Source organism: Nocardia niwae NBRC 108934 = DSM 45340 (genome assembly GCF_001613465.1).
GTDB lineage: Bacteria > Actinomycetota > Actinomycetes > Mycobacteriales > Mycobacteriaceae > Nocardia > Nocardia niwae.
Genome location: NZ_BDCK01000036.1, coordinates 46,117 through 62,143 on the forward strand (window position 1 = coordinate 46,117; position 16,027 = coordinate 62,143).

Sequence of the window (16,027 nt, forward strand, 5' to 3'; positions counted from 1 at the left end):
GGAGGGACCGGAGCCGAGCCGCGCGCCGCCGCCACGGCGCTCGTCGTCGCCGTATTGCGGTTCCGGCTCGTGGTTCACCTGCCGCTCAATTCCGCCAGTCGAGCCCCGATGCGCGCCACCTCGTCGGAGGCGACCTGCTGCCTGCCGCGGATCTTGTCGACCACGTGCTCGGGCGCCTTGGCCAGGAACGCCTCGTTGCCGAGCTTGGCGGCGGTGCCCTGGAGTTCCTTCTGCGCTGCGGCCAGGTCCTTCTCCAGCCTGCGGCGTTCGGCGTCCAGGTCGACCGCGCCCGAGGTGTCCAGCTCCACGGTGACCGTGGCGGTGCTCAGGCGGACCTCCACCGACGCGGTCGCGGCGAAGTCGGCCCCGGGCTCGGTGAGCCGCGCCAGGTTCGCCACCGACGCCGTCTGCTCGCCGAGCCCCGCCGTGTCGAGGCCGATCAGCTTGGCCGCGACCTTCTGCTTGTCCGCCAGGCCCTGGTCGCTGCGGAACCGCCGGATCTCGGTGATCAACCGCTGAGTGTCCGAGACGCGTTGCGCCGCTTCCTGATCCGCGGGCACCCCGGAGGCCTGCGGCCAGGGCGCGATCACCACCGACTCGCCGCCGGTCAGCGCCTGCCACAACGACTCGGTGACGAACGGGATGACCGGATGCAGCAGGCGCAGCACCGCGTCCAGCACCGAGCCGAGCACCAGCTGGGTCGCCTCGGCGCGCGCCCCGTCGGCGGCGAACTGCACCTTCGCCAGTTCCAGGTACCAGTCGCACAGCTCGTCCCAGGCGAAGTGGTAGAGCGCCTCGCAGGCTTTGCCGAACTCGTAGGCGTCGAACGCGGTATCGGCTTCGGCGCGCACCGCGTCCAGCCGGTCCAGGATCCAGCGGTCGGCGTCGGTGAGCTGCGCTCGGGCGGGCAGGTCGCCCACCCGCGCGCCGTTCATCAGCGCGAACTTGGTCGCGTTGAACAGCTTCGTCACGAAGCTGCGCGAAGCGAGCACATGGGGCTCGCCGACCGAGAGGTCACCGCCGGGCTGCGCGCCGCGGGCGAGGGTGAACCGGGTGGCGTCGGCGCCGAAGGCGTTGATCCAATCCAGCGGGTCGATGCCGTTGCCGCGCGACTTGGACATCTTCTTGCCGAACTGGTCGCGGATCAGGCCGTGCAGGAACACGTCTTTGAACGGCACCTGGCGTTCGCCGCCCTTGCCCGCGGTCAGCGCGGCGTCCTCGGCGACGTAGGTGCCGAACATCATCATCCGCGCCACCCAGAAGAAGAGGATGTCGTAGCCGGTGACGAGCACGCTGGTGGGATAGAACTTCTCGAGTTCGGCGGTGGCGTGCGGCCAGCCCATCGTGGAGAACGGCCACAGGCCGGAGGAGAACCAGGTGTCCAGCACGTCCGGGTCCTGCACCCAGCCCTCCGGCGCCTGCTCGTCGGGCCCGACGCACACCACTTCACCCTCGGGGCCGTACCAGATCGGGATGCGGTGGCCCCACCACAGCTGGCGCGAGATACACCAGTCGTGCATGTCGTCGACCCAGCCGAACCAGCGCGGCTCCTGGCTCTTGGGGTGGATCACGGTGTCGCCGTTGCGGACCGCGTCACCGGCGGCCTTGGCCAGCGACTCGACCTTCACCCACCACTGCATGGACAGCCGCGGCTCGATCGGCTCGCCGGTGCGCTCGGAGTGTCCGACGCTGTGCAGGTACGGCCGCTTCTCGGCGACCACGCGGCCCTCCCGCGCGAGCCGCTCGCGCACCTTGACGCGCGCCTCGAAACGGTCCATGCCGTCGAATTCGGTTCCGGTGCCGGTGATCCGGCCGCGCTCGTCCATGACGGTCGGCATCGGCAACCCGTGCCGCAGACCCATCTCGAAGTCGTTGGGGTCGTGTGCCGGGGTGATCTTCACCGCGCCGGAGCCGAATTCGGGGTCGACGTAGTCGTCGGCGATGATCGGGATCTGCCGTCCGGTGATCGGATGCTCCAGGGTGGTGCCGATCAAGGCCCGGTAACGCGGGTCCTCCGGATGCACGGCCACGGCCGTGTCGCCGAGCATGGTCTCCACCCGGGTGGTGGCCACCACGACGTGCGGTTCGCCGTCGTCGAGCGAGCCGTAGCGCAGCGAGACCAGCTCGCCCTCCACGTCCTCGTACTTCACCTCGATGTCGGAGATCGCGGTGCGCAGCTCCGGCGACCAGTTCACCAGCCGCTCGGCGCGGTAGATCAGGCCCGCGTCGTAGAGCCGCTTGAACATGGTCTGCACGGCGCGCGACAGGCCCTCGTCCATGGTGAAGCGGTCCCGGCTCCAGTCCACACCGTCGCCGAGCGCGCGCATCTGCCATTGGATGGCGCCGCCGGATTCCCGCTTCCAGTCCCACACCTTCTGCACGAACAGTTCGCGGCCGAAGTCTTCCTTCGTCTTACCGTCCACCGCGAGCTGCTTCTCCACCACGGTCTGGGTGGCGATGCCCGCGTGGTCCATGCCGGGCAGCCAGAGCACCTCGTAACCCTGCATGCGCTTGCGGCGCGACAGCGTATCCATCAGGGTGTGGTCGAGGGCATGGCCCATGTGCAGCGTGCCGGTGACGTTCGGCGGCGGCAGCACGATCGAATAGGCCGGCTTGCCGCTGTCCGGATCGGCGGTGAAATATCCGGCGGCTACCCAGCGCTCGTACATCTCGGCCTCCACCTCGCCGGGAGTCCAGCTCTTGGGGAGGGCATCGGCACGATTACGCGTGTTGTCAGGGGCTGCGCTGGTCACCCCGCGATTCTAGAGCCCGCCGATCCGCCGACCTCGGGTCGGTCGCCCCTGGTCACCGCTTCCCTGCGGATCCGCCGGTCGACGCGCGCCGGAAATCACGGTGCATATCCGCCCGCGGGGTGACGGGGCGGACGGTATTCCGCGACGAAGACAAAGAAAGGCGGAGTCTTCGGTGGATGAGGGACACCGAACACTCCGCCTATGTCAGTAGCTTACCGGCGATCCGAGTCCGGCCCTGGAATCCATAAGCAATTCTCAGCTTCCGGCATTTTGTACCCCGGATATTCCCCTTATCGGGCGAGCGCGGCGGCCTCGGCCAGCACCAAGTCGCCGTTGATCGCGATCGCGGCGGTCGAGCCCGCTCCCGCGGCGGAGATGACCTGAGCTGCCGGATTGCTGACGTTGCCCGCGGCCCACACACCCGGCACGCTGGTGCGTCCGGTAGCGTCCGTCGTCACCCAGCCGCCGGCGTCGAACGCGCAACCGAGCGCGACCAGCACGTCGTCGTTGGCCCGGAAGGTCGGGGCGACGAACATCGCGCTCCTCGGCACCGCCCGGCCGTCGGCCAGTTCCACACCGCGCAGCCGGTCGTCCACCACGAACCGGGCCACCTCGCCTTCGACCAGCCGGACGCCGCGCGCGTCCAGGTGGGCGCGGTCACCGCCGGACACGGTCATCGTGTTCGAAAAGAAGACGACGTCGTCCGACCACTGGGGCAGCAGCAGCGCCAAATGCACCGCACGGGCCAGGGCGCCGGGCTCCGCCCCGCCGAGCACGCCGATCGGCTGGTCCCGGACCTCGTAGCCGTGGCAGTACGGGCAGTGCAGCACGTCACGTCCCCAGCGCTCACGCACTCCGGGCAGCTCCGGCAGTTCGTCACGCAGCCCGGTGGCCACGAGGACGCGACGAGCCCGCAGCGCCGCGCCGCCGCCGAGCCGCAGCGTGTGGTCCGACTCCCCCGTCCGCTCGGCGCCGACGACGACGTCGTCGATCATCTCCGCGCCGTAGCTCGTGGCCTCGGCGACCCCGCTCGCCAGCAGATCCGCGGGCGGCATCCCGTCCCTGGACAGGAACCCGTGCATGTGCTCGGCGGGCGCGTTGCGCGGCGCACCGCCCCTGACCACCGCGACGCGCCGCCGGGCCCGTGCCAGGACCAGCGCGGCGGACAGTCCCGCCGCTCCGCCGCCCACGATCACCACGTCATATGTCTCGCTCATCCGCGATCACCTCCACCGACACAGTGCCCTTGCGCTCAACGATCAGCAACAAATGTTGCCGAATCCGGGAAAACGCGGTGCACTGGTGACATGTCCACACCACCGGCTGTCACCCAGGCCCTCGCCGACATCGGCCCACGCCTCAAAGCGCTGCGCACCCGCCGCAACGTCACGCTCACCGCGCTGTCGGAAAGCACCGGGATCTCCAAGAGCACGCTGTCGAGGCTCGAGGCCGGTCAGCGAAAAGCGAGCCTGGAATTGCTGCTGCCGATCGCGATGGCCCACCAGGTGCCACTGGACGAATTGGTGGCCGCGCCCGCGATCGCCGATCCCCGGGTCCACACAACGGCGCGGAAGATGAACGGGCTCACCATCGTTCCGCTCACCCGCCAACCGGGTCCGCTCCAGGCGTTCAAGATCATCATCCCGCCCGAGCGCGGTGAACCCGACCCCAAGGTGCACGAGGGTTTCGAGTGGCTCTACGTGCTGTCCGGCCGACTGCGGCTGGTGCTCGGCGAGCACGATCTGGTGCTCGGCCCCGGCGAGGCCGCGGAATTCGACACCCGTCAACCGCATTGGTTCGGCAGCGCGGGCCGGGGCCCGGTGGAAATTCTGAGCCTTTTCGGGTCCCAGGGCGAACGAATGCATCTTCGCGCACGGTCGGCGAGCCGGAAGCGCGCGTGAACCGCCTTGTCCGAAATGTCCGTTATTGCCAAAACGTGAATTTTCCGGACCCTGGAAAGGGTGAATACCCCAGGCGTTCCTCCTCCGGTGAATCCCCAAGAAAAACCAGGGTTTTCCCGGTTGCCGAACACGTCCCGGCTGCGGACGCTGGGAGAGGTGAACCCCCCGCTGGAGGCGTACGCCTCCGACCCCCGGCTGCCGGTCCTGGTCCCGGAGACGCTACATGATCTGCGCGGCCACGCGATCGCGGAAATCCGGTACCCCGCCGCGGCGGCACTGCTCGTCGCCGGCGTCCCCGGCGCGGGCAAGAGCACCGCGCTGCGCAAGTTCTTCGGCGCCGACGCGGCGGCCACCGCGCCGTCCCGCAGTCCCGCCGGAGTGCTGGTGCTCGACTCGATGCAGGCCCGTAATCGGTGGCGGCCCAAGCTGTGGTGGCTGCCCTACCTGCTGTGGCGTCCGCTGGTGCACGCCGCGCACTTCCAGGCCATTCGCACCGCGCTGCGGGAGGTCGACGGGCCGGTTGTCATCCACGACTGCGCCACTTTCGGTTGGGCACGCGCCCTGATCGCGCGCTGGGCGGCGGATCGTGACCTGCACCTGCTCATGCTGGACGTGCCCGCGGCGGTGGCCCGCGCGGGCCAGCACAGCCGCGGCCGGCGGATCAACCACGTGATCTTCCGGCTGCACGTGCGGCGCTGGCGGCGGCTGATGCACACCGTGGCGACGGAGTGCGGGCCGACCACCTGCGCATCCCGGTCGGTGGTCATCGTCGACCGCGCGGCCGTGAACCATCTGCGGGGCGTGACGTTCGCCTGACCGGCCGCCGCCTGGGTCAGGGGACCAGGACCGTCAGCGCCCCGGGGACCGCCCGGATCGTGATCGGCAGCGTGCCCGCCGGTTCGCCGTCGGCGGTCGCGGGCGCACCCGCCGCGGTGAGCGTGACGGCCGCGGCGCGGAACTGCTTGACCTGCGGGTGGACCTGCCGTTTGCCCGCCGAGAGCGCGGGCAGCAGGCGCAGCATCTCCCCGCGCGACAACGCGCCGACCACGGTCAAGTCGAGCAGTCCGTCGTCCATCAGCGCGTCCGGACAGATCAGCATGCCGCCGCCGTAGGTGCGGGTGTTGCCGACCGCGACCATGACCGCCTCGGCCTCCAACTCCGAGCCCGCGCCGGGGTTGGTCAGCCCGTCGGTCACCGCGTCCACCAGCTCGACCCGGTAGGGCACGGTGAAGCGCCCGGAGATCTCCGCCAGCGCGGCGACGGTGTAACGCAGCCTGCCCCTCGGCCAGCGCATCTCGTTGGCGCGCAGGGTGACCCGCGCGTCGAACCCGGTGCCCGCCACCGTGGCGAACCACATCGGCGGTGCGGACGACTCGATGCGGCCGAGGTCGATCGCTCTGGTCTGCCCGCGCAACACGAGCGAGGCGGCGGCTTGCGGGTCGTCGGTCGGCACGCCGAGCTCCCTGGCCAGGTCGTTGCCGGTACCCGCGGGAATCATGCCGAGCGCGACGCCGGTCTCGGCGACGGCCGGGAGGGTCACGTTGATCAGACCGTCCCCGCCGACGCAGACCACGGCATCGGGCCGCACGTCGCCCGCGATCGAATCCCGCACCTGGCGCACGGTTTCGGCGGCCGAGGGAGCACATACCTCGGTGACGTCCGCCCCGCCCGCGCGAAAGCGGGCGATCGCGACGCTCGCCGCGTCGCCTCCCCTGCCGTGCCCGGACCGCGGATTGGTCACCACGGTGATCTTGCGCACCGGCGAATAGTCGTTCACGGCACCAGCTTTCCGGGGTTCAGGATGCCCGCGGGGTCGAGTTCGGCCTTCACCGCGCGCAGCACGCGCACGCCGAGATCGCCCACTTCGTCGGGCACCCAGGGGCGATGATCGGTGCCCACCGCGTGGTGGTGGGTGATGGTGCCGCCCGCGGCGATGATCGCGTCCCCGGCGGCGCGCTTGGCGGCCCGCCACTGGGTCAGCGGGTCGTCGAGCTGCTTGGCGACGACGGTGAAGTACAGCGACGCGCCGGTCGGGTAGGTGTGCGAGATGTGACACATGACCAGGGGCGGGGTGCCCTGCGCGCTGAGCGAATCGGTCAGCGCCGCGGTGACCTCGGCCTTCAGCGCGGTCAGATTCGACCAGGTGGTGGCCGTCTCCAGCGTTTCGCACAGCACGCCCACGTCCAGCAGCGCGTCGCGCAGGTACGGCGCGGCGAAACGACCGTGCTCCCATTCCCGGGCCGGTGTCTCACCCAAGGACGAGCCGCCCGCCGCCGCCAGCACGGCGGCCGCTTCGGCGCTGCGCGCGGCGACATGCGCCGCGCTGCCCTCGTAGGTGGTGACGGCCAGGCACCCGGCCACGGGGTTGCCGCCGATGTCGCCGGAGCGGGCGAGGTTGATCCCGGTCTCCGCCTCGTCGGACAAGCGGAGCACCGTGGGCGCCGCGCCCGCCTGCACCACCGCGCGCAACGCTGCGGCGCCGGTCGTGAAGTCCGGGAACGACCACGCTTGATAGGCGACGGTTTCCGGGACCGGATGCACCCGCAGCGTGACCTCGGTGATCACGCCGAGCGTGCCCTCCGAGCCGACGAACAACTCGCGCAGGTCCGGCCCCGCCGCCGAAGCCGGCGCGCGACCGAGTTCCAGTGTGCCGCTGGGGGTGGCGATCTTCAGTCGCTGCACCATGTCGTCGAAACGGCCGTAGCCCGCCGAGGCCTGGCCCGACGACCGCGTCGCCGCGAAGCCGCCGAGGGTGGCGAACTCGAAGCTCTGCGGGAAGTGACCGAGCGACAGCCCCTGCGCACCGAGCAGTTCCTCCGCGCGCGGACCGGTCAGGCCCGCGCCCAGCGTGGCGGTGCCGCTGACCGGATCGATTTCGGTCAGCCCGCCGAGCCTGCGCAGGTCCAGGGCGATCACGGCGCCGAAGCGCCCGCGCACGGGATCGACGCCACCGACCACACTGGTGCCGCCGCCGAACGGAACCACCGCGATGGCATGCCGCGCGCAGTAGGCGAGCACTGCGAGAACTTCGTCGTGATCGGCCGGGAAGACGACGGCATCCGGCGCGTCCTGCGGCCCCTCGGCCCGGCGGCGCAGTAGATCGGGCGTGCTCTTCCCGCCGGCGTGCCGCAGCCGATCGCGGTGGTCGGCCGACACGTTCCCGGGTCCGACCACCTCGACCAGCCCGGCTCGCCGCGCGGCCGTCAACGCCGATTCGCGCAGTGGCACGTCGCCCTCATCGCGGCGCGCCACCGGATTGCCGGAGACACCGAACACCTGTGTCAGCAGACCGCGGATCCGTTCCGAAAGTGGCTGGTGCCCAGCCGGGATGCCCCAGGCATCCCAGACCATACTCGCCGCCGAGTCGCTCGGGCCGGTCTTTGCCGACAGAGCCGGCTCCTCGTCGGTGTGCTGCTGCGTGTCCGCCATGCGTTACAGTTTGACATATACTGTCAAGCAGTAACGAACATCAGGACAGATTCCTCCTGGTCGACGCCCCGTCGGCCGCTCGACCCCGGTGGTGACGCTTTGACCGCTCCCGATGCCCCCGCCGAGCACCCCTCGGCGACCGACCTGGCGATCCTCGACGCCGCCCGCGCCTGCGTGGAGGAGTTCGGCGTGCGCCGCACCACGCTCACCGAGGTGGCGCGGCGGGCGGGGGTCAGCAGGCCGACCGTCTACCGCCGCTGGCCGGACACCGGCGCGCTCGTGGCCGAACTGCTGGTTCGTGAGCTGCGCGGGATCGTGGCGGCGACCATGCCGTCGGCGGGCAACGCACGGGCCAGGCTGGTCGAGGGCGTGGTCGCCGGGTCCGCGACGATCCGGACGAATCCACTGTTCGGCAAAATCTTCCGCACCGACACCGACCTGATGCTCACCTACGTCTTCGGCAGGCTCGGGCGCAACCAGCGCGCGCTGATCGAGCTGTTCGCGGCGGGTATCCGAGACGGCCAGCGGGACGGCTCGATCCGCGCGGGCGATCCGGAGCGGATGGCCACGATGCTGCTGCTGATCGCCCAGTCCGCGGTGCAGTCGGCGGGCACCGTCGCGCCACTGCTGGCGGGCGAGCACCTCGACACCGAACTCCGTCGCGCGATCGACGGCTACCTCGACGATCGCGCCCACGAAACGGCCGAGGACGCCGCCCGAGCGCAGTCGCGATGAGTACTGCCCCGGCGCTGCCCACTGAATCCGAAAGGCATTGTGATGAGTACTGATTCGGTGCGTACCGGAGACTCCGCCTTGAACGCCGCGCGCCGCGCCGCCGATCTGTCCCGGCTCGGCGACGGCGCCGAGATCGACGTCCTGGTGATCGGCGGCGGCGTCACCGGCGCGGGGGCCGCGCTGGAGGCCGCCGCCCGCGGGCTCCGCACCGTCCTGGTGGAACGCCACGACCTGGCCTTCGGCACCAGCCGCTGGAGTTCCAAATTGGTGCACGGCGGCCTGCGCTACCTGGCGAGCGGCCGGATCGGGATCGCCCACGAGAGCGCGGTGGAACGCGGCATCCTGCTGCGCACCACCGCGCCGCATCTGGTGCGCCCGCTCCCCCAGCTGGTGCCGCTGCTGCCGAATGTCGGTACGACACAAGCCGCTCTGGTGCGCGCCGGTTTCCTGGCGGGCGACCTGCTGCGGCGCGGCGCGGGCACGCCCGCGGCGCTGCTGCCCCGGTCCCGGCGCGTCGCCGCCGCGGAGGCCGTGCGGCTCGCGCCGACCGTGCGGCGCGCGGACCTGCGCGGCGGCCTGCAAGCCTGGGACGGGCAACTGGTCGACGACGCACGCCTGGTCGTCGCGCTGGCGCGCACGGCGGCAGCGCACGGCGCGCGAGTCCTGACCCGCGTCGAAGCGCGCGAGGTGACCGGGCAGACGGCCACCCTGCGCGACACCCGCACCGGCGAGACCCTCACGGTGCGACCGCGCACGGTGGTGAACGCCACCGGCGTCTGGGCCGATCAGGTGGACCCGAGCATCCGGCTGCGCCCGAGCCGCGGCACACATCTGGTGTTCTCCGCCGAATCCTTCGGCGGCCTCACCGCGGCGCTCACCGTACCGGTGCCCGGCAGCATCGGCCGCTTCGTCTTCGCCTTCCCCGCCGCGCACGGCCGGGTGTACCTGGGCTTGACCGACGAGGACGCGCCCGGCCCGGTACCCGACGAGCCCCGGCCCACCGCGACCGAAATCGATTTCCTGCTCGACACGATCAATCCGGCCCTGCGTGAGCCGTTGACTCGCAACGATATTCGTGGCTCATACGCCGGATTGCGGCCACTGCTGCAGACCGCTGACGACAGCACGGCCGACATCTCCCGGCAGCACGCGGTGCTGCGTTCCCCGACCGGTGTCGTCACCGTCGTCGGGGGCAAGCTCACCACATACCGGAAGATGGCCGAGGACGCGATCGACGCCGCGGTCGCGCACGGAGGTCTCGCCGCGGGGCCGTCCCGGACCCGGCGGCTGCCGCTGGTGGGGGCGGTGTCCGGCGCGGCGCGCGACCGCATCGACGCCCCGCCCGTGCTGATCGAGCGCTACGGCAGTGAGGCGGCCTACGTACTGGCCGCGGCGCGGCGCGATCCCGCGCTCGCCGAGCCGGTCGCGCCCGGAATGGACGTGTTGGGCGCCGAATTCGCGTTCGCGGTGTCCCACGAGGGCGCGCTCGAGGCCGGAGATCTGCTGGATCGGCGCACCCGCATCGGCCTGGTCGCCGAGGACCGCGCCGCCGCGGCGCCCGCGGCCGCGCGCGCCCTCGCGTGATTCACCGCGGGTTCAGTCCATCGCCCACTCGGTCAGTTCCGCGCGCATGCAAGCACGCGGCCAGCGGTCGAGGCCGTGTGCCCGTTCGGCCGCACGCAGGGCGATCAACCCCGGCGTCTCCTCGTCCGACGACAGGTACCGGAAGCCGAGCCGCTCGTAATACGGACCGTTCCACGGCACCTCGGTGAAGGTGGTCAACGTCATCGCGGGCAGGCCCGCCGTGGCGGCCCATCGAGCGGCCCGATCGATCAGGTGTTTGCCGATCCGGCGCCGGGCATGGTCCGGATGCACCGAAACCTGCTCGATATGGCCGTTTCCATCGACCACACCCGCGATCAGGTAGCCGATCGGCAGATCGGCGTCGATCTTCACCCAGGCGCGCCCGTCCCGTTGGAACTCGCGCAGCGTCGCCTTCGAGGGCGGTTCGTCGTCGGCTACGGCCGTCATGCCGATCTCCGCGAACGGCTTACCCGCCGCACGTTCGATCTCCTGCAGCACGGGTAGGTCTTCGGTCGTCGCGGGGCGGATCACCGGCCCATTGTGCAGCGGCCCACCGGACGCGGGCCAGCGAATTTCACCCCGCCGGGGTAGCGAGGATGCCGTTGATCAGCACTCGCACAGCCCAGGCCGCGCGGGCGTCGCCGTCACCCGACAGCAGTGCCTCCCGCATGGCCACGACGGTCGGATAACGGTCGGCGGGCAGTTCGGCGTAGCGCCGCTCGATCGCGGCGAGGTACTCCTGTTCGGTGCCGCCGCCGATGTCGTGCGCGCTCTGTTCGGCCGCCGAGGCGGTGACATGCAGATAGAGCAGGTCTACCGCCCAGGACGCGGTCCGGTCGTCCAAGCCCGCCTCGGTGAGCGCGCCGAGCATCAGCTCCACCAGCCGCAGCGCGTTCGGGCTGCTCGGAATCGCACCGAGCGCGACCAGCGCCAGCCCCTCGTGCCTGCTCATCGCCGCCACCATGGCGGCGGTCAGTGCGGTGAGCCGCTCCCGCCAGCTCGCCCCGGCCGGCTCCGGGACGGTGCCGAGGACGTGGTCGAGCATGGCGGCCATCAGGTCGTCGCGATTGGTGACGTACACGTACAGCGAGGCCGCCCCGGTGTCCAAGTCCTGCGCCACCCGGCGCATGGTCAGCGCCGCCGCACCGTCGCGGTCCAGGATGCGCAGACCGGTCTCGACGATCACCTCGCGGCTCAGCGGAGCTTTGGCCGGGCGGGCCCGGCGGCTGACGGCTGCTGCGCTCATGGGCCGAGCATAACCACGGACGAACGGCGTTCGGGCAACCGGCGCGGGCCGGTGACGGAACCACCCGCGGCATGCCGTGGTCGGGGCCGGGCGACGCAACGGCGCAGTCGGGTCGACCTCCGGCGCCTTCGTCACCGCCCCGGTACCGACAAGTGGCCCGAATCAGCACAGCTTTCCTGCGGCGCGGTGGTGGCTGCAGCCCACCTGCGATGGGGGGCGATACGCCCGGCATGCGACTGCGAGACACCGAGCGCGGCGGGGCAAATCTGCGGACCTGGTGGCGCGGCGGGGCCGCCAACCCGCACCGAGCGTCGGCAGTGTCGACGAATCCATCCGTGACCCATCACACAACGACGCGGCCCGGAGCATGACCGTCACCCATTGCGGAAAACGCCACAACGCGCAGCTCACAGCCTTGCCGACAGTCGAAGCAACCGCTCGCGAGAAGACGCGCGCCAGAGCGGGATTCGAGAACCCGACGGTATGCCGGAGCATTTCCGCATTCCGCTTCGCAATGCTCGCAGACCCCGGTTCGGTTGTCGCCGACGCTCTATGCTGGCTTCGGAATGCCGGTAGTGCGCCGGAAAGGAGGGCGCGGGTGCGCAGGAAACCGTCCACCGTGGGTGTCGCACCGGGCGACGGACTCGTCGCCCGCTTCGGTGCGGTCGTCGCCTACCTCGGGGCCGAAACGACCTCCACGGACCGAATACTCGGCACCATCGAAGCCGTGGCCGAAGGGGAGCATCCCGGCGCCGCGCTGGCGCAACGCTTGGCCGCGGTGATCTTCGGCGCCACGGTCCAACCACCGCCGTTCGGCGTGGTCGCGCCCACCGGCGACGGCCTGCTGATTCTGTTGCGCGGACCGGTGACCGCGGAGATCCAAGGCGCGGAGGGCGCCCGCCGCCTCGACGGCGGACGCGCGTTCACCTGGGTGGACGAGATCGTGCGCGAACCGGTGCGCCGCATCACGATCGGCGCGGACACGGGCACGCCGCCGACCGCACTCCCCCGCACGGACCTGCGCGCAGGCGTGGTCCCCGGCGGTGGATTCGTCTTGCACGCCGCGGTGCGACGCGCCGGGAAGACCGTCGAGCCCCGCCCCTCCGAGTCCTCCACCAAGGGCGAGCCGGAGCCGACGGCGGCGGCGGGATTCGCCGCGATGCCCGAACCGACCGGCGCCGACGACGCCGTCGCCCATCCGTCCCCGGCGGCCCGGCCGACCGGGTCGGCTCCGGTGGCCCGGCCGACCGAGTCGGCCCGCCTCCTGGCCAAACCCCGTCCGCCCCGGCACGTCCCGGATCGCCCGCTCGCCTGGTCCCAGGTGCAGCCCGCACACGAACCGGTCGCCCTGCGCAAAGTCCCCGAGAACGGCGGAACCCGAGCCCCGCGCCCGGCCGCGGACGCGGCCGTCGGTGCGCTGGTCACGGAGGACGGCGAGGCCTACCCGCTGAACCGCGCCTACGTCATCGGGCGCGGGCCGCAGGTGGACGAATCGGTGCGCGCCGCCACCGCCGCGCCGATCGTCATCCAGCGCGATCGCCACGTCTCACGCGTGCACGCGTATGTGTCGGTCGACGGCGGCAAGGTATACGTCCGGGACGCCGCCGCCACCTCGGGCACTTTCATCGCCGGTCCCGGCACCGATCAGTGGACCCGGATCAGCACGTCCCCGACAGAACTCCCGCCGGGCTGGCGCGTGCGCATCAGCGAGCGGATCCTCACCTATCGCGGCGACGAGCAACGCACAGGCACGGCCGATATCGCGGCAGCGCGCCGCCGATCCTGATCGCCCGATTCCTCGACCGACCGGAGCCGGGCGTCGAGCACCCGCTCCGGCATCCACAGAGAAGGACGTCGCGCGCCCGGATCGGTGCGACATGCGTGACGCACGTCCAGATCGGCGACGACGCAGGGCGGCCGGTCCCGCGCGCCCGGCCCGACTCGGGCGATGAGGACGCCCGGCCGGCCGGTCCCCGCCCGGTTCCGACCACACGGAGAGGACAATGGCGGCATGCACCGAAACGGACCGAGCCGCGACATCGACGAGTCCGAGCTGACGGTGACCCCGCCCGAAGAGCAGGCCGCGGGCGTCACCGCCGTGGCGGTGGCGCTGAAACGCTCGATCGAGGAGATGGGCGTCGTGCGCACCGCCCGCACCTTGGCCCGGGTCAACCAGGTGCACGGCTTCGACTGCCCCGGCTGCGCGTGGCCGGAGCCGACCGGCCATCGCAGGCCCGCCGAGTTCTGTGAGAACGGCGCGAAAGCCGTCGCGGAGGAAGCCACGCTGCGCACGGTGACGCCGGAGTTCTTCGCGGCCCATTCGGTGGCGGAGCTGAGCGAGAAGTCCGGCTATTGGCTCGGGCAGCAGGGCAGACTGACCCACCCCATGGTGCTGCGGCCGGGCGACACCCACTACCGCCCCATCGCCTGGGACGACGCCTACCGGCTGATCGCGGACACACTGCTCGGCCTGAACTCGCCGGACGAGGCGGTGTTCTACACCTCAGGCCGCACCAGCAACGAGACCGCGTTCCTCTATCAGCTGCTGGTGCGCAGCTATGGCACCAACAACCTGCCGGACTGCTCCAATATGTGCCACGAGTCCTCCGGCACGGCGCTGTCGGCTTCGATCGGGATCGGCAAGGGCTCGGTCTCCATCGACGACTTCGCCAAGGCCGACCTGATCGTGGTCGCGGGACAGAATCCCGGCACCAACCACCCACGGATGCTCAGCGCGCTCGCCGCGGCCAAGGCGGCGGGCGCCCGGGTCGTCGCGATCAATCCGCTGCCGGAAACCGGACTGCTGGGGTTCCGTGATCCGCAGACGGTCAAAGGCGTCACCACCGGTGTGCCGATCGCCGACGATTTCCTGCAGATCCGCCTCGGCGGCGACATGGCCCTGTTCCAGGCGCTGGGCCGGCTGCTACTGGAAGCCGAGGATCGAGCGCCGGGCACGGTGGTCGACCGGGCGTTCGTCGATGCTCACTGCGCCGGCTACGCCGGGTACGAAAAGCATGTGCGCGCGGTTGATTTCGACACCGTACTGGAAGCGACGGGCCTCACCAGGGCCGAACTCGAGCACACCGCCGAGCTGTTCGCCCGCTCGCGCAACATCATCGTGTGCTGGGCGATGGGCCTGACCCAGCAGACCCACGCCGTGGCCACCATCGAGGAGGCGACCAATCTGCTGCTGCTGCGCGGCATGATCGGCAAGCCGGGCGCGGGGGTGTGCCCGGTGCGCGGCCACTCCAATGTCCAAGGCGACCGCACCATGGGCATCTGGGAGAAGATGCCCGCCGCTTTCCTCGACGCCCTCGACCGCGAGTTCGGCATCGCCAGCCCGCGCGAGCACGGCTTCGACACCGTCGCGGCTATCCGCGCCATGCGCGACGGACACGCGAAAGCCTTCTTCGGCATGGGCGGCAACTTCGTCTCCGCGACTCCGGACACCGCAGTCACCGAGGCCGCGCTGCGCGGCTGCGCGCTGACCGTGCAGGTCTCCACCAAACTCAACCGCAGCCACGTCGTGCACGGCCGCACCGCGCTCATCCTGCCGACGCTCGGACGCACCGACCTCGACCTGGCCCCGGACGGCAGCAAACAGCAGGTCTCGGTGGAGGACTCGATGTCGATGGTCCACCTGTCCACCGGACGGCTGAAGCCGGTGAGCGATCAGCTGCGCAGCGAAGTCGCCATCGTCTGTGAACTCGCCCAGGCGCTCTTCGGCCCCGAACACCCGGTGCCGTGGGCCCGTTTCGCCCGCGACTACGACCACATCCGCGACGCCATCGCCCGCGTCGTGCCCGGCTGCGCCGACTACAACGCCAAAGTGCGCGCGCGCAACGGCTTCCAGCTCCCCCACCCGCCCCGCGACGCCCGCGAGTTCCGCACTGCCACGGGCAAGGCCAATTTCGCGGTCAACGAACTGAGCTGGCTGCCGGTCCCGCCGGGCAGGCTGATCCTGCAAACCCTGCGCAGCCACGATCAGTACAACACCACCATCTACGGCCTCGACGACCGCTATCGCGGCATCCACCACGGCCGCAAGGTGGTGCTGGTCCACCCCGACGACATCACCGCCTCGGGCTTCCGCGACGGCGACGTGGTCGACCTCGTCTCCGAATGGACCGACGGCACCGAACGCCGCGTCGAGGGCTTCCGCCTGGTCTCCTACCCCACGCCGCGTGGTAACGCCGCCGCCTACTACCCCGAAACCAATCCCCTCGTGCCGCTGGACCACGTCGCGAAACGCTCGAACACACCCGTCTCCAAAGCGGTCACCATCCGCCTCGAGGCGGCACCGGCATGAGCGGTCAGGCCCGGAGGCGGCAGCGCAGCGTAACCACGCAGGGCCCCGCTCATGCCGACAACACACACAG

Annotated in this window: 12 protein-coding genes; 6 read left to right on the plus strand and 6 right to left on the minus strand. The window is 71.1% G+C overall.

Annotated elements, in window-relative coordinates; genetic code table 11:
• Positions 1-74: 74 nt before the first annotated feature.
• Positions 75-2,753 carry a valine--tRNA ligase gene (locus NNI01S_RS25220; protein WP_063022624.1) on the minus strand — a complete coding sequence of 893 codons (2,679 nt, stop codon included), beginning with the start codon at positions 2,751-2,753 and terminating at the stop codon, positions 75-77.
• A gap of 290 nt (positions 2,754-3,043) precedes the next feature.
• Positions 3,044-3,970 (minus strand): NAD(P)/FAD-dependent oxidoreductase, encoded by a 927-nt coding sequence (locus NNI01S_RS25225; protein WP_063022625.1) that lies wholly within the window; start codon positions 3,968-3,970, stop codon positions 3,044-3,046.
• A gap of 90 nt (positions 3,971-4,060) precedes the next feature.
• Here NNI01S_RS25225 and NNI01S_RS25230 point away from each other — a divergent pair, with 90 nt between their 5' ends.
• Both NNI01S_RS25230 and NNI01S_RS25235 read left to right on the plus strand, forming a co-directional pair.
• Positions 4,061-4,654 carry a helix-turn-helix domain-containing protein gene (locus NNI01S_RS25230; protein ID WP_063022626.1) on the plus strand — a complete coding sequence of 198 codons (594 nt, stop codon included), beginning with the start codon at positions 4,061-4,063 and terminating at the stop codon, positions 4,652-4,654.
• A 156-nt stretch (positions 4,655-4,810) separates the two neighbouring features.
• Positions 4,811-5,470: an AAA family ATPase gene (locus tag NNI01S_RS25235; protein ID WP_245676362.1), complete on the plus strand. Its 660-nt coding sequence runs from the start codon at positions 4,811-4,813 to the stop codon at positions 5,468-5,470.
• A gap of 16 nt (positions 5,471-5,486) precedes the next feature.
• On the opposite strand, the gene NNI01S_RS25240 is transcribed toward NNI01S_RS25235, so the two are convergent.
• The gene (locus tag NNI01S_RS25240) at positions 5,487-6,431 is read right to left on the minus strand and encodes a YegS/Rv2252/BmrU family lipid kinase (protein WP_063022627.1); all 945 of its coding nucleotides are present in this window, start codon (positions 6,429-6,431) and stop codon (positions 5,487-5,489) included.
• Positions 6,428-8,005, minus strand: a complete 1,578-nt coding sequence (locus NNI01S_RS35760) for an FAD-binding oxidoreductase (protein ID WP_063022664.1) — start codon at positions 8,003-8,005, stop codon at positions 6,428-6,430. The genes NNI01S_RS25240 and NNI01S_RS35760 overlap by 4 nt, the downstream gene beginning before the upstream one ends.
• A gap of 177 nt (positions 8,006-8,182) precedes the next feature.
• On the opposite strand from NNI01S_RS35760, the gene NNI01S_RS25250 reads away from it, so the two are divergent.
• Positions 8,183-8,818 (plus strand): TetR/AcrR family transcriptional regulator, encoded by a 636-nt coding sequence (locus NNI01S_RS25250; RefSeq protein WP_063022628.1) that lies wholly within the window; start codon positions 8,183-8,185, stop codon positions 8,816-8,818.
• Positions 8,819-8,860: 42 nt separating this feature from the next.
• On the plus strand, positions 8,861-10,402 hold the full coding sequence (locus NNI01S_RS25255) for a glycerol-3-phosphate dehydrogenase/oxidase (protein WP_063022629.1): 1,542 nt from the start codon (positions 8,861-8,863) through the stop codon (positions 10,400-10,402).
• A 12-nt stretch (positions 10,403-10,414) separates the two neighbouring features.
• Here NNI01S_RS25255 and NNI01S_RS25260 read toward each other — a convergent pair whose 3' ends face one another.
• Together NNI01S_RS25260 and NNI01S_RS25265 are read right to left on the minus strand one after the other, a co-directional pair.
• Complete coding sequence (locus NNI01S_RS25260; RefSeq protein ID WP_063022630.1) at positions 10,415-10,933, minus strand: GNAT family N-acetyltransferase; 519 nt, start codon at positions 10,931-10,933, stop codon at positions 10,415-10,417.
• Positions 10,934-10,976: 43 nt separating this feature from the next.
• A complete protein-coding gene (locus tag NNI01S_RS25265; RefSeq protein ID WP_063022631.1) occupies positions 10,977-11,648 on the minus strand; it encodes a TetR/AcrR family transcriptional regulator in 672 nt (223 codons plus the stop codon).
• Between the two features lie 598 nt (positions 11,649-12,246).
• On the opposite strand from NNI01S_RS25265, the gene NNI01S_RS25270 reads away from it, so the two are divergent.
• Positions 12,247-13,434 carry an FHA domain-containing protein gene (locus NNI01S_RS25270; RefSeq protein ID WP_063022632.1) on the plus strand — a complete coding sequence of 396 codons (1,188 nt, stop codon included), beginning with the start codon at positions 12,247-12,249 and terminating at the stop codon, positions 13,432-13,434.
• A gap of 225 nt (positions 13,435-13,659) precedes the next feature.
• Positions 13,660-15,957: an FdhF/YdeP family oxidoreductase gene (locus tag NNI01S_RS25275; RefSeq protein WP_063022633.1), complete on the plus strand. Its 2,298-nt coding sequence runs from the start codon at positions 13,660-13,662 to the stop codon at positions 15,955-15,957.
• Positions 15,958-16,027 lie beyond the last annotated feature (70 nt).